The sequence below is a fragment of the Agrobacterium deltaense RV3 genome, assembly GCF_900013505.1.
In the GTDB taxonomy this organism is placed as follows: domain Bacteria; phylum Pseudomonadota; class Alphaproteobacteria; order Rhizobiales; family Rhizobiaceae; genus Agrobacterium; species Agrobacterium leguminum.
The window spans coordinates 2788131-2807175 of the sequence record NZ_LT009745.1 but is presented as its reverse complement, the minus strand read 5'-3'; the positions used below and the strand labels follow the sequence as shown (position 1 = coordinate 2807175).

Below are 19045 nucleotides of genomic sequence, written 5' to 3'. Positions count from 1 at the left end.
GATGCACATTCTCGCTACCACATCCTCGTCTCTGGACGACCTGATCGAGCCGGTTGATCTCAACCAGCCCCGGTCGGATGTGGTGATGCTGTCTTTTTCGGCAAGCGATCTGGCCGGCTTGGAACAGGCCTGGCGGCGAACACAGGTTGTGCTCTCCTCCCTGTCAGCCGCCAGCCTCGCCGAGCTTCGACATCCCATGTCGGTCGATCTCTGGATCGAAAAGACGGCGGAACATGCCAAGGTTATTCTTATCCGGATTCTCGGCGGTGCGGAACGCTGGCGTTACGGTGTCGATCAGCTTTCCATTCTTGCGCGCAGGCGCGGCATCAAGCTTCTGCTTTTGCCGGGTGAGTGCAGCGAAAGGGACGAGAAACTCGAAGCGGCCTCGACCGTCGATCGGCGAATTTTGGCCTCGGTCCTCTCCTTCTTTCGCGAGGGTGGGCAGGAGAATATGGACCGGCTTGCTCTTGGCCTCGCCGCTCTTGCAAGAGGCGAGGCATGGCCGGATATCGAAGCCGAGCCGCTGCCGAAAGCCGGTTTTTACCGGCCCGGCAGGGGCGTTGTGGATAGGGCGGAAGCCTGCGCGGGTTTTCCCGACGATGCGCCCGTTCTGCCCATTCTGTTTTATCGTTCCATGCTTCTGGCGGCAGATGCAGCACCGGTGGACGCGCTTTTTAAGGCGCTCTCGCGGCGCGGTTTTGCACCCTTGCCGATTTTTGTCAGTGGCCTGAAGGATGGCGAGGCGATCCGCTTCCTCGAAACGGTGCTACCCGATCTGAAGCCCGCCGCCATCATTGCCGCCACCGCCTTCGCCAGCCAGACGGATGAAAACGGCGCAACGCTGTTCGACCGTCTCGGCGTGCCGGTGTTTCAGGTGGTGATGGCGACGACGCGGCGCGACGGATGGGTGGAAAATGCGCGGGGTCTCAATCCTTCCGATCTTGCCATGCATGTCGTCCTGCCGGAACTGGATGGCCGGATTCTCGCCGGTGCGATTTCTTTCAAACAGGCGCGCGTGGATGGCGGCGCGAGTTTGCTCAATGTACCCGAGGCTGATCGCGTCGAGCAGGTGGCAAATCGCATCGCCGCTTTCCTGCGGCTGAGGAATGCCCTTCCACGGGATCGCCGCATCGTCATTCTGATGCCCGATTATCCCGGTGCGGCACCCGGGCGAACCGGTTATGCCGTGGGTCTCGATGTGCCGCAAAGCGTTCTCGAAATGCTGCACGATCTTTCCGGGGCCGGTTATACGGTCAAGGATATTCCTAAGACCGCGCGGGCGCTGCTCGACTGTGTCGAACAGCAGGAAGCGGCAATTGATCTTTCCACCTACGAGGCTTTTTTCTCCGCCTTGCCGTCGGGATCTGCCGGGTTCGTGAACGCGACATGGGGCGCGGCAAGCGATAACGATACACTCATTGACGGCGCATTCAGGTTCCGCGCTGCCCGTTTCGGCGAAGTGTTCGTGGCGCTGGCGCCGGACAGGGGCCGCAATGAGGATCGTCGGGTGGACTACCACGACCCTGCGCTGCCGCCGCGTCACGCGCTTGTTGCCTTCGGTGCATGGATGCAGCGGATTGCGGGCGCACATGCCATTGTGCATGTGGGCGCGCACGGCACGCTGGAATGGCTGCCGGGCAAGACGGTGGCGCTTTCCCGCAATTGTTTTCCCGAAATCGTCACCGGCTCGCTGCCGGTGGTCTATCCGTTTATCGTTTCCAATCCGGGCGAGGCGGCGGTCGCCAAGCGGCGGATCGCGGCCGTGACCATCGGCCATGTCCCGCCGGTGCTGGTCAATGCCGGTCTTTCGCCTGAACAGTCGGCGCTGGAGCAGCTGGTCGATGAATATGCGCAGGCGGATGGTCTGGATCGTCGCCGGCGTGACCGGCTGGCGAAACTGATCGTCGAAAAGGCGCTGGAGACCGGGCTCGCGGCGGAAGCGGGCGTGGCTGCGAAGGATGATGCCGATGCGGCCCTCTCACGCATCGACGCCTTTCTCTGCGACCTCAAGGATTTCGCCATCAAGGACGGCCAGCATGTTTTTGGCCGCAGTGCCGAGGGGGATGCCGACCTTCTGAGGCTTGAAAGCGCCAAATCGGAAAAAGCTGCGCTGCTGGCCGCGCTCGATGGCCGACATATCGTCCCCGGCCCTTCCGGCGCACCTGCGCGCGGGCGGCTCGATGTGCTGCCCACGGGCCGCAATCTCTATGCCGCCGATCCGCGCACCATGCCGACGCCAACGGCGTTCGAGCTGGGTCGCATGGCGGGCGAAGAGGTGCTGCGCCATCATCTTCAGTCCCATGGCGACTGGCCGAAACATCTGGTTTTCGATCTGTGGGGCAGCGCCAGCCTGCGCAATGGCGGTGAGGATGTGGCGCAGGCGCTGCATCTGATGGGGGCGAGACCGATCCACGACCCCGCCACCGGCCGGGTCACCGGCATCGAGGTGCTGCCGCCGGCGAGCCTGGGGCGGCCGCGTGTCGACGTCACCTTTCGCATTTCCGGCCTGTTCCGCGACATGTTCCCTGCGCTGATCGCGCTTCTCGACGCCGCCGCCAAGGCCGTCGCGCGGCGGGAGGAAGCGCCCGGCGACAATCCGCTTGCGGAAGAGGCCGCCACGCTCGGGCATATTCCGGCGCGCATTTTCGGCTCCGCGCCCGGCACCTATGGTGCCGGTATCGAAGAAAAGCTGGCCAGCGGGAAATGGGACGAACGCGAGGAGTTGGGGCAGGCCTATCTCGATGCGGCGAGCCACGCTTTCGGCGGTGCGGACGGGCTGGAGATTTTCGAAGATACCGGTTTTGTGGAGCTGGTCAGGCGCGCCGATCTTCTGGTTCATACCGGGGACGATCCGGGCCGTGATCTTCTGGACGGTTCTTCGGATGTCGCCTTCATCGGCGGTTTTTCCGCCGCGAAGGCTGTGCTTGGCGGCGTCGCCGATATTGTTGCGCTGGATACGACAGATCCGGCACGCCCGCGTGCAAGGTCGATGACGCAGGCGCTGACGCGGGTGGTGCGCGCGCGTGCCATCAATCCCCGTTTCATTGCCGGTCAGATGCGGCACGGTCCGCGCGGGGCGGCGGAATTCCTCGAGACGGTGGACCGGTTGATCGGCTTTGCCGAAACCACCCATGCGGTGTCCTCCTCGTTGATCGAGGCGCTTTACGATGCCTATTTCGGCAATGAGGAGGTGCGCGATTTCATTCTGCGGGAAAACCCGAAGGCGGCGCAGGTGATGGCCAAACGCTTTTTATCCGCCCGCCGTCGCGGGCTGTGGCACAGCCGCCGCAACGCGGTGGATGCGGAACTTGAAATGCAGGTCCTTCCGCGCCCCCAAAGGGTGGAGGCGTGATGATGGCCGCTGCCGATCCAGTTCAGCCATTCGGCCGCCGTGGCCTCTGCCCGGCCCTGTCCGCTCCCATGCGCACCGGCGACGGTTTTTTGTCGCGGATCGCTTTCGAGGCGGATATCGACCCGCGCGACATGGTGGTGCTTTGCCAGCTTGCCGAGCGGCATGGCAACGGATTGATCGACATTACCGCCCGCGGCAGCCTGCAATTTCGCGGCCTGACACCGGAAAGCGCCGGCGCTCTGGAAAAAGATGTGCTGGCCCTGGATTTGCCGCTGCGTGCGGGGCTCGCGGTCGAGACGTCGCCTCTCGCCGGTCGGGATGACGCGGAGATTGCCGATGGTGGTCCTGTCGCCGCGGAGATTCGAAAAGAGGTCGACAGGCTCGCTCTCCATGAAAAGCTTGCCGCTAAAATGTCTGTCGTCATTGATGGCGGCGGGCGTCTTTCCATGGAAGATTTGCTGGCCGATATTCGCCTGAGAGCTGTGTCGCTTGATGGGCGGGCCGTCTGGCGATTGCTCGTGGGTGGAGCGGAAAGCAGGGCGCTGAATGCCGGCTTGGTCGAGACGGACATAGCGGCGGGTGTCGTCCTGTCGCTGCTCGTCTATCTGGCCGGCGAAGGGCCGTTTGCCCGTGGCCGCGATCTGGACCATTCGACGATAAAAGAAATCTGCGGTGATCGCCTGCTGGATCGGGTGATTGATGATAACGCCAGAGCGGCTTCTGCGCCTCTGGGGCTGATGATGACGGGAAAGGATCGCTTCGCCATTGCCGTCGCGCCTGCTTTCGGGCAAATCCGGGGCTGCGATTTGTCGCATCTCTGCGAAGCGGCCGGTACCCTCGGCATCACGGCCCTGCGGCCGGCACCAAACCATAGCCTGCTATTCTTTGGATCGTCATCTGCCTGCGGCGGATTGCCTGAGATTGCAAGGGCGGCCGGTTTCATCACAACGGCAGGTGACGCGCGCTCTTCCATTGCCGCCTGTCCCGGCGCGCCGGGCTGCGCTTCGGCTTTTCTTCCCACCCATGAGTTGGCCGCCTTTGCGTCTGGGGAATGCGCCTCGTTGCTGGATGGCTCCTTCACGCTGCATATTTCCGGCTGCGGCAAAGGTTGCGCGCACCCCGCGCCGTCGCTTCTCACTTTTTCCGGCACCGCCGATGGTCTGGCCTTTTCGATTTCGGGCCGCGCCGGTGACCTGCCGGATGGCATTTTACCTTTTCAGCATCAGAGGACGGCGCTTTCGCGGCTTGCCCGTCTTTACGAAAAAGAACATAAGCCCGGTGAAAACGCCGCCACCCTGTTTGCCCGGCTGGGCAAACAGGCGATCGGTGCGGCGCTTCGACAGGATGACCGATGACCGACTATGACTATATTCGCGACGGTAATGCGATCTATGAGCGCTCCTTCGCCATCATTCGCGAAGAAGCGGACTTATCCGCCTTTACCGAAGAGCAGGCGGATATCGCCATTCGCATGATCCACGCCTGCGGGCAGGTGGAGGCGGCCAGCCATTTCCGCTTTTCACCGGATTTTGTTGCCGCGGCACGTGGTGCTCTACGAGCCGGCAAGCCTGTTCTCTGCGATGCGGAAATGGTTGCCCATGGCGTGACGCGCGCGCGCCTTCCGGCTGATAATGAGGTGGTCTGCACCCTTCGCGATGCCCGCACGCCGGAGCTGGCGAAAAAGATCGGCAACACCCGCTCCGCCGCCGCACTCGATCTGTGGGCAGAGAAGCTGGGCGGCGCTCTGGTTGCCATTGGCAATGCGCCGACTGCACTGTTCTATCTGCTCGAGATGCTGGAAAAAGGCGCCCCGCGCCCGGCCGCCATCATCGGCATGCCGGTTGGCTTTGTCGGTGCGGCGGAATCGAAAGATGCGCTGGAGGCAAGTTCGCTTGGCATTCCCTATGCCATCGTCAAGGGACGCATGGGCGGTTCGGCCATGACGGCTGCCGCTATCAATGCCGTTGCGAGGGCTGGCCTGTGAGCGCGGCTCTTTTTGAACATCCGAAGGGTAAACTCGTGGGCGTCGGCACCGGCCCCGGAGATCCCGAGCTTCTGACGCTGAAGGCCGTCCGCGCCATTGAAAATGCCGATGTGCTTGCCTTCTTCTGCAAGAAAGGCAGCAGCGGCAATGGTCGCGGTATTGTCGAAGCTTTCATCCGGCCCGGAACGCTGGAAATGCCGCTGGTCTATCCGGTAACAGTCGAAAGCGATAAAAACGGCAACGATTACCGTGATGCCATCGCCGCCTTTTTCGATCAGTCGGCGAAGGACATCGCTGTACATCTCGAAGCCGGGCGCAACGTCGCCGTGCTGTCGGAAGGCGATCCGCTGTTTTATGGTTCTTATATGCACCTTCATCTGCGGCTTGCGCCATCTTACCCCGCGGAGGTCGTTGCTGGCATCACGGCCATGTCCGGTTGCTGGTCCATGGCTGGTTTGCCGCTGGTGCAAGGCGATGATATTTTGAGCGTGCTTCCCGGCACGCTGGGTGAAGATGTGCTGACGGAACGTCTGTCCGGCACGGATGGTGCGGTGATCATGAAGGTGGGGCGCAACCTGCCGAAGATTCGCCGGGCGCTGGAAAAGGCCGGTAAGCTTGAAGACGCGCTTTATGTCGAACGTGGCACAATGGCCAACAGCCATGCGGTGCGGCTCATCGAACGCGATACATCGCCTGCCCCCTATTTTTCGCTGGTTCTGGTGCCGGGCTGGAAAACCAGACCCTCTGCAGGTGAAAAGCCATGACCGGCAGGCTGGTCGTTGTCGGCCTCGGCCCCGGCAGTGCGGCGCAAGTAACACCAGAGGCGCTTGTCGCCGTCGAGGCGTCGGAGGATTTCTTCGGCTATATTCCCTATCTCGACCGTCTATCGCTGAGACCCGATCAACGCCGCCATGCTTCGGACAATCGTGAGGAAATCTCACGCGCCGAACAGGCGCTGCGGCTTGCGGCTTCCGGCGGCAAAGTCTGTGTGGTGTCCGGCGGCGATCCCGGTGTTTTCGCCATGGCGGCGGCCGTTTGCGAGGCGATCGAAACTGGCCCCGCCGAATGGCGCGATATCGATTTCTCCGTCGTGCCGGGTGTGACTGCCATGCTGGCCGTGGCAGCAAAGGCCGGCGCTCCGCTTGGCCATGATTTCTGCGCCATTTCGCTGTCTGATAATCTGAAACCCTGGGGCATCATTGAAAAACGGCTGATCGCGGCGGCGGAAGCAGGCTTTGTGATGGCTTTCTACAATCCCGTCAGCAGGGCGCGGCCGCACCAGCTAGGTACCGCTTTTGATCTGTTGAGGGCGCATTTGCCCGGTTCAGTGCCGGTGATTTTTGGTCGTGCGGCAGGCCGGGCGGATGAGCGTATTCGGGTCGTGCCTCTTTCGGAAGCAACGAGCGACATGGCGGATATGGCCACCTGCATTATCGTCGGCTCGGTTGAAACCCGTCTGATCGAACGTTCCGGCAAAGAACCGCTGGTTTATTCGCCGCGTTTTTCGAGAAGAGAGAGCTGATGGCGAATGGCGGTGAGCGCAGCTGCAATATCCGTCACGGTCGCGCCATCCAGCGACGCGTCGTTCCGCTGTTGCGGCCGGTCGATCATGATGACCGGCAGGCCGAGCCGTCGCGCTGCTTCGATCTTGCCATAGCTCGCGCTGCCGCCGGAGTTTTTCGAGACCACCGTCTCGATGCGGTTTTCTTCCAGCATGCGGATTTCGTCGTCCAGCGCAAAGGGGCCGCGCGCGGTAATATAGCGCGCATGCGGCAGTTTCAGTGGCGGCTCCACCGGGTCGACGCTGCGGATGAGATAGTTGTGTTGGGGCGCGGCTTCGAAAGGAAGAAGCTCCTGTCGGCCGAGCGCGAGAAACGCGCGCCTGCCTTCGCTGCCGAGCGCGGTGACAGCCTGTTCGACGCTGTCCACCTCATGCCACCTATCACCCGGCTGGCGCTGCCAGGCAGGACGCGAAAGGACGACCAGCGGAACTTTGGCAAGCCCTGCGGCCTCAATAGCATTGGCGGAAATCTTCGCCGCATAGGGATGGGTGGCGTCCACCAGAATATCGAAATTCTCTGCGCGAATGAAATCCGCGAGACCGCCCGCGCCGCCAAAACCGCCGCTGCGCATCGGCACCGGCTGTTCGACCGGCGAGAGCGTGCGGCCGGCCATGGAGAGCAGAATTCGGTAGCCGGATTCTTCGGCCAGCCTGCCGGCCAGAATGCGGGCATCCGCCGTGCCGCCAAGGATGAGTATGGAGCGTGTCATGACGTCTGAATATTCTGGAACGGGTGATGCTTCCACCGAAAAGAAAGAAAAGCCCTGGCTTTCCATCGTCGGCATTGGTGAAGATGGGCTCGGGGGGCTGGGCCGGAATGCGATAGAGGCGATAGAAGGGGCCGAGGTGGTTTTCGGCGGCAAACGCCATCTGGAACTGGCGGCCGCGGCCATTCGTGGTGAAGCACAACGCTGGCCGGTGCCGTTCGATACGGATATGAGCGATGTCGTAGCGCTGCGTGGCAAGCGGGTTTGTGTGCTGGCTTCCGGCGACCCGTTCTTTTATGGCGTCGGTGTTACGCTTCTGCGACGTATCGATGCGGGTGAGACAGTTTGTTATCCCTCGCCCTCCGCTTTCTCGCTGGCTGCCGCACGGCTCGGTTGGGCGCTGCAAGCGGTCGACTGCGTTTCGCTGCACGGACGTTCCATCGATCTCCTGCGGCCGTATCTTCATGCCGGTGCGCGGATCATCGCGCTCACCTCGGACGCTCACGCCCCGGCCTTGATCGCGGAATTGTTGTCCGATTTGGGTTTCGGCCAGTCGGAATTCGTCTTGCTTGAAGCCTTGGGCGGAGAGCGGGAGAAGCGGCGGCAGGTCAAGGCGGTTGATTTTACGTTTGCTGATATTGATGCACTGAATGTGGTGGCGATTGATGTCGTGGCTGATGAAGGTGCGCGTATTCTGCCTTTCACATGTGGGCTTGATGACAGCCTGTTCGAACATGACGGGCAGATCACCAAACGTGAAATCCGCGCCGTGACACTTTCCTCTCTTGCCCCACGGCGGGGCGAGTTGCTGTGGGATATCGGTGCCGGTTCGGGTTCGATCGGCATCGAATGGATGCTGTCCCATCCCTCGCTCCGTGCCATCGCCATAGAACAACACCCGGAAAGGGCGGAGCGTATCGCCCGCAATGCCGAAGCTTTCGGTGTGCCGGGACTTGAGGTGATGATCGGCGCGGCGCCTGCGGCTTTTGAAGGCCTGCCTCAGCCGGATGCTATTTTCATGGGTGGCGGCGGCAGTGAAGCGGGCGTGCTTGAGGGTGCCATGGAGGCCCTGAAACCGGGCGGGCGGCTGGTTGCCAATGCGGTGACACTGGAAATGGAGGCCGTGCTGCTTGCCGCCCATGCGCGGCACGGCGGATCGATGATCCGCCTGGATGTGTCGCGAGTGACGGCCGTTGGCTCCATGTCGGGCTGGCGTCCGGCAATGCCGGTGACGCAGTGGAGCTGGACCAAGCCATGGTGACCGTGGCTGGCATAGGCTGCCGCAGAGGCACGGGTTCAGATGCTGTTGTTGCCGCCGTGCGCGCTGCGGAGCATGCTTTCGGCATGATGGCGGAATGCCTGGCGACTGCGCCGCTCAAAGCCGATGAAGCCGGTCTTGTGGAGGCGGCGAAAAGCTTGTCGCTGTCGCTTGAAATCGTCTCGCAGGAACGGCTCGAGGCGGTTGCTTCGAAAACAATGACAGTTTCACAGGCAAGCCTCAATCATGCCGGCTCGCCAAGTGTCAGTGAAGCGGTGGCGCTTGCCGCCGCCGGAGAGAATGCAAGGCTGGTAGCGCCGCGTCTTGTGGTTGGCGATGTGACGGTGGCCATCGCAACGACTGACGATGCCCCACGCGATAGCGGCTGCGCCATCGAATATGGAGAACAACAATGACGGTTCATTTCATCGGCGCCGGTCCGGGCGCCGCCGATCTCATCACGGTGCGCGGGCGCGATCTTATCGCCGCCTGCCCGGTGTGCCTTTATGCCGGGTCGCTGGTTCCGAGGGCGCTCATCGATTATTGCCCTCCGGGTGCACGGATCATCGATACGGCAGCACTTTCGCTGGACGAGATCGAGGCGGAATTCGTGGCCGCAGCAGAGGCCGGCAAGGATGTGGCGCGGCTGCATTCCGGTGATCTTTCCGTCTGGAGCGCCATGGGCGAGCAGATCCGCCGTCTGGAGCGGCTGGGTCTCGATTATACCGTCACGCCCGGCGTGCCCTCCTTTGCCGCTGCGGCCGCCACTTTGCAGCGGGAACTGACGGTGCCGGAAGTGGCGCAGAGCCTTGTGCTGACCCGTATTTCCGGGCGCGCATCGAAGATGCCGGAGGGTGAGACGCTGAAGGCTTTCGGTGCGACGGGCGCAACGCTCGCCGTCCATCTCGCCATTCATGCCATCGGCAAGGTGGTGGAAGAGCTGATGCCGCTTTACGGTTCGGATTGCCCGGTCGCCATCGTCGTTCGAGCTTCCTGGCCGGATGAGCGGGTCATTCGCGGCACGCTGTTCGACATTGAGGACAAGCTCGCCGCCGAACCGGTGGAGCGGACCGCCCTTATCTTCGTCGGGCGTGGACTTGCCTCCACAGATTTTCGCGAAAGCGCGCTTTATAGCACCGACTATGTCCGGCGGTTCCGCTCTCCGAAGGAAGATGCAAAGGGCTGATGCGACGGCGTGGAGGCGGTGCGGCCCTTGAGCGCGCCCTGACGATCGAACACCAGAATATCGAGCGCAATGGCCGGCGTCTTCAGCGCCGCCGCTGCGGTTACCCAGGCTTTTTCCGCAACTACCGCACCGAGGTCTATCCCCGCGCCTTCGGCCAATTCGAAGGCGTGTGCGACCATGTTGGCCTGACGGATGGCAAGGGCGAGATTTTCATCTCCTCCGGCTTCCGTCGCCAATGCCGCCAGCGCATCGAGATCGGCCAGCCCCTTTTTGGAGTGCACGTCGAGCATGCCCTGGGCGAGCTTGGTCATCTTGGCGACACCGCCGGCAATCGTCACCCGCTCGATGGGGTGGCTGCGCAGATATTTCAGCATGCCGCCGATGAAATCGCCCATGTCGATCAGTGCGGTTTCCGGCAGATCGTAAAGCGTCTGCCCGGCTTTTTCGGAGGTGTTGCCGGTGGCGCCAAGCACATGGGTGCATCCGGTCGCACGCGCCACATCGATGCCGCGCCAGATGGAATGGATCCATGCCGAGCAGGAAAAGGGAATGACGATGCCGGTGGTGCCGAGGATGGAAATGCCACCCAAGATGCCGAGCCTGCCGTTCAGGGTTTTTTCCGCCAGTTTTTCGCCGTCGCGGACGGAAATCTCGACCTCGAAATCGGCCTCCTCGCCAGCCACTTCGCGAATGGCGGTTTCGATCATCTTGCGCGGCACGGGGTTGATGGCGGGTTCTCCCGGCGGCAGGGGCAGGCCCGGCCGGGTGATGGTGCCGACGCCCTTTCCGGCCTTGAAGATAATCCCGCGTCCCGGTTGACCTCGCCGCACCGTGCTTTCGATCAGGGCACCGTGGGTAACGTCCGGATCGTCTCCGGCATCCTTGACGACGCCGGCGCGCGCGAAGTTTTCGCCTTTTTCCTCGGTGGCGAGGGAAAATGCCGGTCTCGCGCCGCTTGGAAGTTCGACCTCGACAGGGTAAGGAAACTCGCCGGTCAGAAGGGCGGCGCAGGCCGCCTTCGTGGCGGCTGCCGCGCAGGTGCCCGTGGTCCAGCCGCGGCGAAGGGTCTTTCCATCCGTATCCATATGAATTTCTATAGCCGGGACGGCTTTTTCCGTCATCGTTAAAAAGCAGCCAGGAAGAATGTCGATAGCGCAGATTTTGAACAGCATTGCCGCAAAAGGTCCGGTCTTCGAAGCCGGCCACGTCTGGCTCGCGGGCGCAGGGCCGGGCGATGTGCGTTATCTGACGCTGGAAGTGGCGCTCGCGCTGTCTCAGGCCGATATTATCGTGCGCGATGCGCTGGTGAGCGACGAAGTCATAGCGCTTGGTCCGCAGGCGGAGATTGTGTTTGCGGGCAAAAGGGGTGGCAAGCCTTCTGCGACGCAGGATGACATTACTGCTTCGCTGATCGATTTCGCTAGCCAAGGCAAAAAGGTGCTGCGGCTGAAGGGCGGTGATCCCTTTATTTTCGGGCGCGGCGGTGAAGAGGCGGAGGCGCTTGTCCATGCCGGCATTCCGTTCCGCATATTGCCGGGCATGACCTCGTCGTTCACCGCGCTTGCTTCCGCCCGCATCCCCGCCACCATGCGCGGCATCAGCCGCGCGGTGACGCTGGCCACGGGCCACGCGGCGGGCACCGAAGAGGATCTGGACTGGCTGGCGCTGGCGAAAACACGCGAACCCATCGTCGTTTATATGGGGCTCAAGAATATCGGCACGATCGCCAGCCTTCTGATGCAGGGTGGCCGTTCCGCCAAAACGCCGGTCGCCGTCATTATGTCGGCAACGACAGCGCAGGAGCGGATTTTCATCGGCTCGCTGAAAAGCATAGCTGACGATGCAATCAGGCAAAATTTCGAAGCGCCGGCTTTGATCGTCATCGGCGAGATTGTTTCGATGCGGGCGCGTCTTGGAGTTTCCGGCTCATGACGGCGCGGGCGATCATCATCGGTGCGCCGCGTTCGGGTTCCGGCAAGACCAGCGTAACTATCGGTCTGCTCCGGGCCTTTGCCCGACGCGGCATCAAGGTGCGCGGCATCAAGACCGGGCCTGACTACATCGATCCCGGTTTCCATACCTTCGCCACCGGCACAGCCGGCCTCAATCTGGACAGCTGGGCCATGCGGCCGGAATTGCTGCGGCACCTGTTTTCGCAGCAGGCCGAGGATACGGAGCTTGTTCTGATCGAAAGCGCCATGGGCCTGTTCGACGGCATTCCGGTTGCGGAAAATCGCACAGGTTCGGCGGCGGATTTGGCGCGGCTGTTCGGCATTCCCGTGTTGCTGGTGCTGGATGTGTCCGGCCAATCGCAGACGGCCGCTGCCGTCGCCCATGGTTTTGCCCACTACGATCCGGCCGTTACCATGGCGGCGGTGGTGCTGAACCGGGCGGGCAGCGAAAGACACCGGACGCTGTGCACGGAAGCCATCGAAAAAATCGGCCTTCCTGTTGCCGGCTGTGTGCTGCGTGATCCTTCGCTCATCCTGCCTGAACGGCATCTGGGGCTGGTGCAGGCCAGCGAACATCCGGAAATCGATGCGCATATCGAACGGCTCGCGGATGCGATGGAAAAATCCATCGATCTCGATGCCCTGCTTTCACTCGCCGCGCCGGTGAATGTGCCTTCTGGCTCGGTGGACGCGGCGATTGCACCGCCCGGCCAGCGCATCGCGCTGGCAGAGGATGCGGCGTTCACTTTCCTTTATCCGCATCTCAGAAAGCATTGGCAGGCGGCCGGGGCCGAGATCGTGCCGTTCTCGCCGCTCGCGGATGAGGCGCCCGACGGGAGCTGCGATATCTGCTGGCTGCCGGGTGGGTATCCCGAGCTTTTTGCCGGAAAGCTTGCGGATGCGGCTGGTTTCAAGGCGGGTATTGCCCGCTTTGCCGCGGCAAAGCCTGTTCATGGCGAGTGCGGCGGCTACATGGTGCTGGGCGAGGCGCTGGAAGATGCGGATGGCGTGACCCATGCCATGACCGGGCTTCTGTCGCATGCCACCAGCTTCGCGACGCGCAAGATGAATCTCGGCTACCGGCAGGCAACAATCGCGGCAAGCGGACCGCTCGGCGCGGTGGGAGATGTTCTGCGCGGCCATGAATTCCATTATGCTCGGGTTACCGATCCCGGTCGCGATGAGCCCTTCGCCCAGATTGCGGACGGGCAGGGTCGTCCGCTCGGGCCATCAGGTGGCAGAAGAGGGTTTGTCTCGGGCACCTTTTTCCATGCCATCGCCAGAGGCAGTTGATCGTTTCCGGGTTTGGTCCGTGGACCTGCGGCAAAGTGGACCAAGCTGCGAAAGTTTGTAGGCCTGGATCACGGGAAAGTGCTATAGATTTCTTTATAGGGCATGGAAGCACGGAGTTATCTCCCGTGATCCATGTTCGGTGAAGCGCGGCAGGACCGAAAGCCGCTTCATATGTCCCGGTCCGAACCTGCTCTCGCGCATTTATATCGAGCGTGCCTACCGATGATGAAACCCGGATTTTTTGTCTCCGCTGCTCTTGCCGCATCCATTCTGCTGGCCCCCTTGGGCACCGGTGTCGATGGTATGGCTGCCCACGGCGGTGAAGACTATGCGACGCTGGAAAAGCTGGGTGCCGCGCTATTCGACGACCCCAATCTTTCGATAAACCGCACCATGGCCTGTTCCACCTGCCATATGCAGGCCGCCGGTTTTTCCGATGCGCGGGAGAGCGACAAGGTGGGACGGGATGTATCGCTTGGCGATGACGGCATTTCACTGGGCGACCGCAACGCGCCGACTGCAGCTTATGCTCGCTTCACGCCGCCATTCGGCAGGAATGCGGCGGGAGAGTATGTCGGCGGGCAGTTCTGGGATGGCCGCGCCTCCCTGCTTGAAGATCAGGCGGGCGGTCCGCCGCTCAATCCCCTCGAAATGGGCATGCCGGACAAGGCCTCGGTCGTCAAACGGCTCAGGGAAAACCCGGACTATGTCGCGGCTTTCGGCACGCAGTTCGGCAAGGATGTTTTTGAAAGCGACGACACCGCCTATGCCGCGATGACGAAGGCGCTGGCGAGCTTTGAGCGTTCGGATGAGTTCTCCACCTTCGATTCCAAATATGACCGCTTCCTGCGCGGTGAGGAGAAGCTGACCGATCAGGAAGAGCTGGGTCGGGTTCTGATCTCCTCGACGCAATTCACCAATTGCAATACCTGCCATGAAATCCGTGGCGCTAGGGGTCTGGAAGACGGCCTCTTCACCAACCACAAATATTTCAACATCGGCGTTCCCGCCAATACATCGGTTCGGGCCGTGAACGGCTCCAAACCGGGCGCGGTCGATCTGGGTCTGGCGCAAAATCCGGAAGTTGCCGGCGATGCCGCCCAGCGTGGCAAGTTCAAGGTGCCGACGCTGCGCAATGTCGCCGTCACCGGTCCTTACATGCACAATGGCGTGTTCAAGGATTTGCGTACGGTAGTGTTGTTTTATGTGAAATATAAAAGCAAGAAGCCGAGCCGCCAGATCAATCCGGAAACGGGCAAGACGTGGGATGCGCCGGAAGTGCCTGAAAATATCGCCATGGCGGAACTGACATCCGCTCCGGCGCTGGACGACAAGCGTGTGGACGCCATCGTCGCCTTTCTGAAGACGCTGACTGACAAAAGATATGAGCATCTTCTGCCGAAGGAAGATGGGCAGGCAAAGGTGCCGCCTGCCCAGCCGGTTTCGTCGAGCGTTACGCCGAAAGCGCCTTGAATTCGGCGAGAACCGCGTCGCCCATTTCGGAGGTGCCGACCTGACGGCTGCCCTCGGCCATGATGTCGGCGGTGCGGATGCCCTTGTCCAGCACGTTTGCGATCGCTGCTTCGAGCTTCGTTGCCTCATCCACCATGTTGAACGAGTAACGCAGGCACATGGCGAAGGACGCGATCATGGCGATGGGGTTGGCGATGCCCTTGCCGGCAATATCCGGGGCCGAACCGTGGACCGGCTCATACATGGCCTTGCGCTTGCCCGTCTTGGCGTCAGGCGCGCCGAGCGAAGCGGACGGCAGCATACCGAGCGAGCCGGTGAGCATGGCGGCGACGTCGGAGAGCATGTCGCCGAAGAGGTTGTCGGTTACGATCACATCGAACTGCTTGGGCTTGCGCACCAGCTGCATACCGCCGGCATCGGCCAGCATATGTTCCAGCTGAACATCCTTGAACTTGGCGGCGTGGGTTTCGGTGACCACCTGGTTCCAAAGAACGCCGGATTTCATGACGTTGCGCTTTTCCATCGAGCAGACGCGGTTGTCGCGGGTGCGGGCCAGTTCCAAAGCGACGCTGGCGATACGCTCGATCTCGAAAGTGTCGTAAATCTGCGTGTCGATGCCGCGCTTCTGGCCGTTGCCGAGATCGATGATCTGCTTCGGCTCACCGAAATAAACACCGCCCGTCAGCTCGCGGACGATGAGGATATCGAGGCCTTCGACCAGTTCCGGCTTCAGCGAAGAGGCCGCGGCAAGCGCCGGGTAGCAGATGGCCGGGCGCAGATTGGCGAAAAGTTCGAGATCCTTGCGCAGGCGAAGCAGACCGGCTTCCGGGCGGTGCTCGTAGGGGACGCCATCCCATTTAGGGCCGCCGACGGCGCCGAACAGGATCGCATCGGCGGCAAGCGCCTTTTCCATATCCGCATCGGAAATCGCGACGCCATGGGCGTCATAAGCAGAGCCGCCGACCAGACCTTCCGCAACGGTGAAGCCGGCATTGTGCGCGCTGTTCATATAATCGATCAGCTTGCGAACTTCGGCCATGGCTTCGGGGCCGATACCGTCACCGGGCAGCAGGAAAAGCGAACGGACTGTCATGAGAACCCTCCTTGGGCGGTGCGCCGGAAAACATCCCAAAGGGTTTTCGATTGCGGCGAACGCGGCGTCAAACTCGTTTCCCTCCTGCACATGAGAAGTCGTATCGTGGCCGGATGGGATCGGAGGCTTCTTATCTCCGCCTCAAGTGCTTTTCAAGCAAAGCAAAAGCCGATCCGGTACTGTTTGGTACGGGATCGGCTTTTTTGAAGAGCGGAAATGTGGTCAGGCCCAGGGGCGGACCGAGGCGTTTGCCTTTTCGAACGTGTCGATGGCGCCCGAATGTTCGAGCGTCAGGCCGATATCGTCCAGACCGTTCAGCATGCAATGGCGCTTGAATTCGTCGATCTCGAAGGTGATCGTGCCGCCATCGGGGCCGCTGATTTTCTGACTTTCCAGATCGACGGAGAGAACGGCGTTCGATCCGCGCGACGCATCGTCCAGCAACTTTTCGAGGTTCTCGGGACTGACGACGATCGGCAGGATGCCATTCTTGAAACAGTTATTGTAGAAGATGTCGGCGAAGCTGGTGGAGATCACGCAGCGGATGCCAAAATCGAGAAGCGCCCATGGCGCATGTTCGCGCGAGGAGCCGCAACCGAAATTGTCACCGGCTACGAGAATCTGGGCGTTCTGGTAGGCGGGCTTGTTCAGTACGAAATCCGGATTGGGCGAACCATCCTCAAGATAACGCGACTCGGCGAAGAGGCCCTTGCCAAGGCCGGTGCGCTTGATGGTCTTCAGATAGTCTTTCGGAATGATCATGTCGGTGTCGATATTGACCACCGGCATGGGCGCGGCAACGCCCGTCAGCTTGGTGAATTTTTCCATCTGTCGCTTCCCGTGTTTCCCTTCAACAAAATCCGGGGCTGGTTAAAGCTCACCGGACGTGTTCTGCCGGGAAATACTGCAAAACTCATCACTTTAGAAGCGCAAACCCGCGTTCTTCGGTACGCCGCGCGCGGCGCTCTGGCATTTTTGCCGATTCGAGACGATCTCAGAGATCGATAATCGTGCCCTTGCCGTCGTTCCAGACGCGCATATCGCGCTGGTTACGGGGCTTGACCGGAATGGGGGCCGGCTTCAGACGCGCGGAAAGCAGGCGGGCAGTACTGAGAACCGCGAGCACGCCGATAAAAGCGACCGTGAGCGACGCGGTGAAAAGGGCGACTATCGCCAGAATTGCAATGCCGGATGCGGCGATGAAAAACGAACGTATGCCTTGCATGATCCAAACCTTTCTATCCAGACGAATGTGGGCCTTCTTCTTCCGGCTTGCAAGAGGATTCAGTGGATTGTCAGCTTGCAGATGTCACAAAAGCTTGACACAAGTGCGGCATGGTCAACTTTTCCGAAAATATTCTTGTGAGACCACGTCGTTCGTTGCTCTCCGTGCCGGCCATCAATGTCCGGGCACTGGAAAAAATCCGCTATCTCGATTGTGACGGAGTGATCCTCGATCTGGAGGATTCGGTCGCGCCCGGGATGAAGGACGAGGCGCGGGACAATCTGCAAAAGCTGTTTTCGCAAGCGCCCTTTGCAGCGGGCGAGATCATTATCCGCATCAACCCGCTTTCCACGCCCGACGGTAAGGCGGATTTGCAGCTTGTGCTTTCCTGCCGGCCGGATGCAATTCTTTTGCCGAAGGTGGAGCAGCCGGCCGATATTCACGATGTGGCCGATCTTCTGGCCGAGGCGGATGCGCCGGAGCACCTGAAAATCTGGGCGATGATCGAAACGCCGCTTGGTGTCCTGAATGCCGCCTCGATTGCTGACGCGGCCCATACGCCGGATGCGCGGCTTTCGTCTTTTGTCATCGGGCTCAACGATCTGCGCAAGGAAACGCGGGTGCCGGCCCTTCCCGGACGCACTTATCTCGTGTCCTGGATGATGCAGGTGGTGCTTGCCGCCCGTGCCTATGGTCTGGATGTCATCGACAGCGTCTCGAACGATTTCCGCGATATCGCCGCTTTCGAAGCCGAATGTGTGCAGGGTCGCGCCATGGGGTTCGATGGCAAGATGCTGATCCATCCGGCACAGATCGAGCCGGCCAACCGGTGCTTCGCCCCGGACCGGGCAGCGGTTGCGGAAGCCCGCGAGATCATTGCCGCTTTCGCAAAACTCGAATCTGTGGAATTGAACGTCATCAACATGAACGGCCGCATGATCGAGCGGCTGCATGTGGGGCAGGCCGAAAGGCTGGTCGCCATGGCCGATATCATCGCACAAAGAGAGGCAAATAAGACGTGAAGGTCTATCGTTTCATAACCGGTCCGGACGACGCGAAATTCTGTCACCGGGTCACGGAAGCACTGAACAAGGGTTGGGAGCTCGCGGGTTCGCCAAGCTATGCCTTCAACGCCGCAAGCGGCGTCATGCATTGCGGCCAGGCCGTGACCAAGGTGGTCGAGGGCAAGGAATACCATCCGGATATGAAGCTCGGCGAGCAGTGAGCGGCGGTAGCCGCCCCGATCAGCGATCGGCGGCGGCCTCGTCGGCGCTTTCTTCGATCCGCTCCATGTCGTCATCCGACAGGCCGAAATGATGGCCGATCTCGTGGATGAGGACATGGGTGATGATGTCGCCCAGGGTTTCCTCGTTCTCGGCCCAGTAGTCGAGAATGGGACGGCGATAAAGCGTGATGCGGTTCACCATCTCACCCGTTTCCATGGTGAAACGTTCGGAGATGCCGCGTCCTTCGAACAGTCCGAGAAGATCGAAGGGTGTTTCGAGCGCCATGTCTTCGAACACGTCATCGGTCGGAAAATCGGCGATCTCGATGATGAGATCTTTCGTCAGTGCGCGAAATTCTTCCGGCAGGTGGCCATATGCCTCGATCGCAAGCGACTCGAAGGCGGAAAGTGTCGGCGCATGGCGGTCCCGCCAATCGTCGGTCTGGTCTATGCGGGCCATTTCTGCTCCTTGTTGGAAGGCCCATATAAACACTTGCTGGACAAATTTCGAGACCCGACTGCTTCACCCGCCGAAAAAGCATGAAATTCTTGGCGTTACAGTTACTTTTCAAGCCGTCGTCATCTTGACATAAACGGGCGTCTCGCGTAATCGGCACCCAAATTGATGGCGTAGTGCGCCTTCTGTTTATTCCGCCCTTCAAAAGGCGGCTTCACCGGCAGACATTCAAAAGGGCATTCAGTCCTGACGGATTTCCGCTACTCCGACTGATAAAAA

The 19045-nt window shown here is 61.2% G+C and carries 19 protein-coding genes; 13 read left to right on the top strand and 6 right to left on the bottom strand.

Going from position 1 to position 19045, the window contains the following annotated elements; genetic code table 11:
- Position 1: 1 nt before the first annotated feature.
- From cobN to AGR7B_RS14015, 5 genes are read left to right on the top strand one after another with little or no spacing between them, the layout of a single operon-like run.
- Positions 2 to 3352: a cobaltochelatase subunit CobN gene (gene cobN, locus AGR7B_RS14035; protein ID WP_080856891.1), complete on the top strand. Its 3351-nt coding sequence runs from the start codon at positions 2 to 4 to the stop codon at positions 3350 to 3352.
- Entirely contained in the window at positions 3352 to 4707 is a 1356-nt protein-coding gene (gene cobG, locus AGR7B_RS14030; protein ID WP_080856890.1) for a precorrin-3B synthase, read from the top strand. The genes cobN and cobG overlap by 1 nt, the downstream gene beginning before the upstream one ends.
- Entirely contained in the window at positions 4704 to 5336 is a 633-nt protein-coding gene (locus tag AGR7B_RS14025; RefSeq protein WP_078052289.1) for a precorrin-8X methylmutase, read from the top strand. The genes cobG and AGR7B_RS14025 overlap by 4 nt, the downstream gene beginning before the upstream one ends.
- Entirely contained in the window at positions 5333 to 6100 is a 768-nt protein-coding gene (locus AGR7B_RS14020) for a precorrin-2 C(20)-methyltransferase (protein WP_080856889.1), read from the top strand. The genes AGR7B_RS14025 and AGR7B_RS14020 overlap by 4 nt, the downstream gene beginning before the upstream one ends.
- On the top strand, positions 6097 to 6858 hold the full coding sequence (locus tag AGR7B_RS14015; protein WP_080856888.1) for a precorrin-3B C(17)-methyltransferase: 762 nt from the start codon (positions 6097 to 6099) through the stop codon (positions 6856 to 6858). Before AGR7B_RS14020 ends, AGR7B_RS14015 begins: the two co-directional genes overlap by 4 nt.
- On the opposite strand, the gene AGR7B_RS14010 is transcribed toward AGR7B_RS14015, so the two are convergent.
- Positions 6825 to 7607 carry a cobalt-precorrin-6A reductase gene (locus AGR7B_RS14010; protein WP_080856887.1) on the bottom strand — a complete coding sequence of 261 codons (783 nt, stop codon included), beginning with the start codon at positions 7605 to 7607 and terminating at the stop codon, positions 6825 to 6827. The two genes, AGR7B_RS14015 and AGR7B_RS14010, sit on opposite strands and share 34 nt — an antisense overlap.
- On the opposite strand from AGR7B_RS14010, the gene cbiE reads away from it, so the two are divergent.
- Genes cbiE through cobM form a run of 3 tightly spaced genes read left to right on the top strand, consistent with a single transcriptional unit; the run spans position 7606 to position 10048 of the window.
- A complete protein-coding gene (cbiE, locus tag AGR7B_RS14005; RefSeq protein WP_080856886.1) occupies positions 7606 to 8865 on the top strand; it encodes a precorrin-6y C5,15-methyltransferase (decarboxylating) subunit CbiE in 1260 nt (419 codons plus the stop codon). The two genes, AGR7B_RS14010 and cbiE, sit on opposite strands and share 2 nt — an antisense overlap.
- The gene (locus AGR7B_RS14000) at positions 8859 to 9278 is read left to right on the top strand and encodes a cobalamin biosynthesis protein (protein ID WP_162934139.1); all 420 of its coding nucleotides are present in this window, start codon (positions 8859 to 8861) and stop codon (positions 9276 to 9278) included. Before cbiE ends, AGR7B_RS14000 begins: the two co-directional genes overlap by 7 nt.
- Complete coding sequence (gene cobM, locus AGR7B_RS13995; protein WP_080856884.1) at positions 9275 to 10048, top strand: precorrin-4 C(11)-methyltransferase; 774 nt, start codon at positions 9275 to 9277, stop codon at positions 10046 to 10048. Before AGR7B_RS14000 ends, cobM begins: the two co-directional genes overlap by 4 nt.
- Here the strand turns inward: cobM and AGR7B_RS13990 are convergent.
- Positions 10003 to 11133: a cobalt-precorrin-5B (C(1))-methyltransferase gene (locus tag AGR7B_RS13990; RefSeq protein WP_065656858.1), complete on the bottom strand. Its 1131-nt coding sequence runs from the start codon at positions 11131 to 11133 to the stop codon at positions 10003 to 10005. The two genes, cobM and AGR7B_RS13990, sit on opposite strands and share 46 nt — an antisense overlap.
- A gap of 58 nt (positions 11134 to 11191) precedes the next feature.
- On the opposite strand from AGR7B_RS13990, the gene cobA reads away from it, so the two are divergent.
- The 3 genes from cobA (at position 11192) to AGR7B_RS13975 (ending at position 14766) form a co-directional block, all read left to right on the top strand.
- Entirely contained in the window at positions 11192 to 11980 is a 789-nt protein-coding gene (cobA, locus tag AGR7B_RS13985) for a uroporphyrinogen-III C-methyltransferase (RefSeq protein WP_080856883.1), read from the top strand.
- On the top strand, positions 11977 to 13293 hold the full coding sequence (locus AGR7B_RS13980; RefSeq protein WP_080856882.1) for a cobyrinic acid a,c-diamide synthase CobB: 1317 nt from the start codon (positions 11977 to 11979) through the stop codon (positions 13291 to 13293). Before cobA ends, AGR7B_RS13980 begins: the two co-directional genes overlap by 4 nt.
- A gap of 222 nt (positions 13294 to 13515) precedes the next feature.
- Positions 13516 to 14766: a cytochrome-c peroxidase gene (locus AGR7B_RS13975; protein WP_121490422.1), complete on the top strand. Its 1251-nt coding sequence runs from the start codon at positions 13516 to 13518 to the stop codon at positions 14764 to 14766.
- On the opposite strand, the gene leuB is transcribed toward AGR7B_RS13975, so the two are convergent.
- The 3 genes from leuB to AGR7B_RS13960 form a co-directional block, all read right to left on the bottom strand.
- Complete coding sequence (gene leuB, locus AGR7B_RS13970) at positions 14747 to 15859, bottom strand: 3-isopropylmalate dehydrogenase (RefSeq protein WP_080856881.1); 1113 nt, start codon at positions 15857 to 15859, stop codon at positions 14747 to 14749. The two genes, AGR7B_RS13975 and leuB, sit on opposite strands and share 20 nt — an antisense overlap.
- 222 nt (positions 15860 to 16081) lie before the next feature.
- The gene (leuD, locus tag AGR7B_RS13965; protein WP_080856880.1) at positions 16082 to 16687 is read right to left on the bottom strand and encodes a 3-isopropylmalate dehydratase small subunit; all 606 of its coding nucleotides are present in this window, start codon (positions 16685 to 16687) and stop codon (positions 16082 to 16084) included.
- Between the two features lie 166 nt (positions 16688 to 16853).
- On the bottom strand, positions 16854 to 17084 hold the full coding sequence (locus AGR7B_RS13960) for a hypothetical protein (RefSeq protein ID WP_065656863.1): 231 nt from the start codon (positions 17082 to 17084) through the stop codon (positions 16854 to 16856).
- Positions 17085 to 17194: 110 nt separating this feature from the next.
- Here AGR7B_RS13960 and AGR7B_RS13955 point away from each other — a divergent pair, with 110 nt between their 5' ends.
- On the top strand, positions 17195 to 18106 hold the full coding sequence (locus AGR7B_RS13955; protein WP_162934138.1) for an HpcH/HpaI aldolase/citrate lyase family protein: 912 nt from the start codon (positions 17195 to 17197) through the stop codon (positions 18104 to 18106).
- Positions 18103 to 18309, top strand: a complete 207-nt coding sequence (locus AGR7B_RS13950; RefSeq protein ID WP_003505258.1) for a DUF1737 domain-containing protein — start codon at positions 18103 to 18105, stop codon at positions 18307 to 18309. The genes AGR7B_RS13955 and AGR7B_RS13950 overlap by 4 nt, the downstream gene beginning before the upstream one ends.
- Before the next feature lie 19 nt (positions 18310 to 18328).
- Here the strand turns inward: AGR7B_RS13950 and AGR7B_RS13945 are convergent, their stop codons facing one another.
- Positions 18329 to 18769: a metallopeptidase family protein gene (locus AGR7B_RS13945; protein ID WP_003520258.1), complete on the bottom strand. Its 441-nt coding sequence runs from the start codon at positions 18767 to 18769 to the stop codon at positions 18329 to 18331.
- Positions 18770 to 19045 lie beyond the last annotated feature (276 nt).

Coding starts and splice junctions, on each gene's coding strand:
- cobN (WP_080856891.1), top strand. CDS start 2: ATGCACATTCTCGCTACCACATCCTCGTCTCTGGACGACCTGATCGAG.
- cobG (WP_080856890.1), top strand. CDS start 3,352: ATGATGGCCGCTGCCGATCCAGTTCAGCCATTCGGCCGCCGTGGCCTC.
- AGR7B_RS14025 (WP_078052289.1), top strand. CDS start 4,704: ATGACCGACTATGACTATATTCGCGACGGTAATGCGATCTATGAGCGC.
- AGR7B_RS14015 (WP_080856888.1), top strand. CDS start 6,097: ATGACCGGCAGGCTGGTCGTTGTCGGCCTCGGCCCCGGCAGTGCGGCG.
- cbiE (WP_080856886.1), top strand. CDS start 7,606: ATGACGTCTGAATATTCTGGAACGGGTGATGCTTCCACCGAAAAGAAA.
- AGR7B_RS14010 (WP_080856887.1), bottom strand. CDS start 7,607: ATGACACGCTCCATACTCATCCTTGGCGGCACGGCGGATGCCCGCATT.
- AGR7B_RS14000 (WP_162934139.1), top strand. CDS start 8,859: ATGGTGACCGTGGCTGGCATAGGCTGCCGCAGAGGCACGGGTTCAGAT.
- cobM (WP_080856884.1), top strand. CDS start 9,275: ATGACGGTTCATTTCATCGGCGCCGGTCCGGGCGCCGCCGATCTCATC.
- AGR7B_RS13990 (WP_065656858.1), bottom strand. CDS start 11,133: ATGGATACGGATGGAAAGACCCTTCGCCGCGGCTGGACCACGGGCACC.
- cobA (WP_080856883.1), top strand. CDS start 11,192: ATGTCGATAGCGCAGATTTTGAACAGCATTGCCGCAAAAGGTCCGGTC.
- AGR7B_RS13980 (WP_080856882.1), top strand. CDS start 11,977: ATGACGGCGCGGGCGATCATCATCGGTGCGCCGCGTTCGGGTTCCGGC.
- AGR7B_RS13975 (WP_121490422.1), top strand. CDS start 13,516: ATGATGAAACCCGGATTTTTTGTCTCCGCTGCTCTTGCCGCATCCATT.
- leuB (WP_080856881.1), bottom strand. CDS start 15,859: ATGACAGTCCGTTCGCTTTTCCTGCTGCCCGGTGACGGTATCGGCCCC.
- leuD (WP_080856880.1), bottom strand. CDS start 16,687: ATGGAAAAATTCACCAAGCTGACGGGCGTTGCCGCGCCCATGCCGGTG.
- AGR7B_RS13960 (WP_065656863.1), bottom strand. CDS start 17,084: ATGCAAGGCATACGTTCGTTTTTCATCGCCGCATCCGGCATTGCAATT.
- AGR7B_RS13955 (WP_162934138.1), top strand. CDS start 17,195: ATGGTCAACTTTTCCGAAAATATTCTTGTGAGACCACGTCGTTCGTTG.
- AGR7B_RS13945 (WP_003520258.1), bottom strand. CDS start 18,769: ATGGCCCGCATAGACCAGACCGACGATTGGCGGGACCGCCATGCGCCG.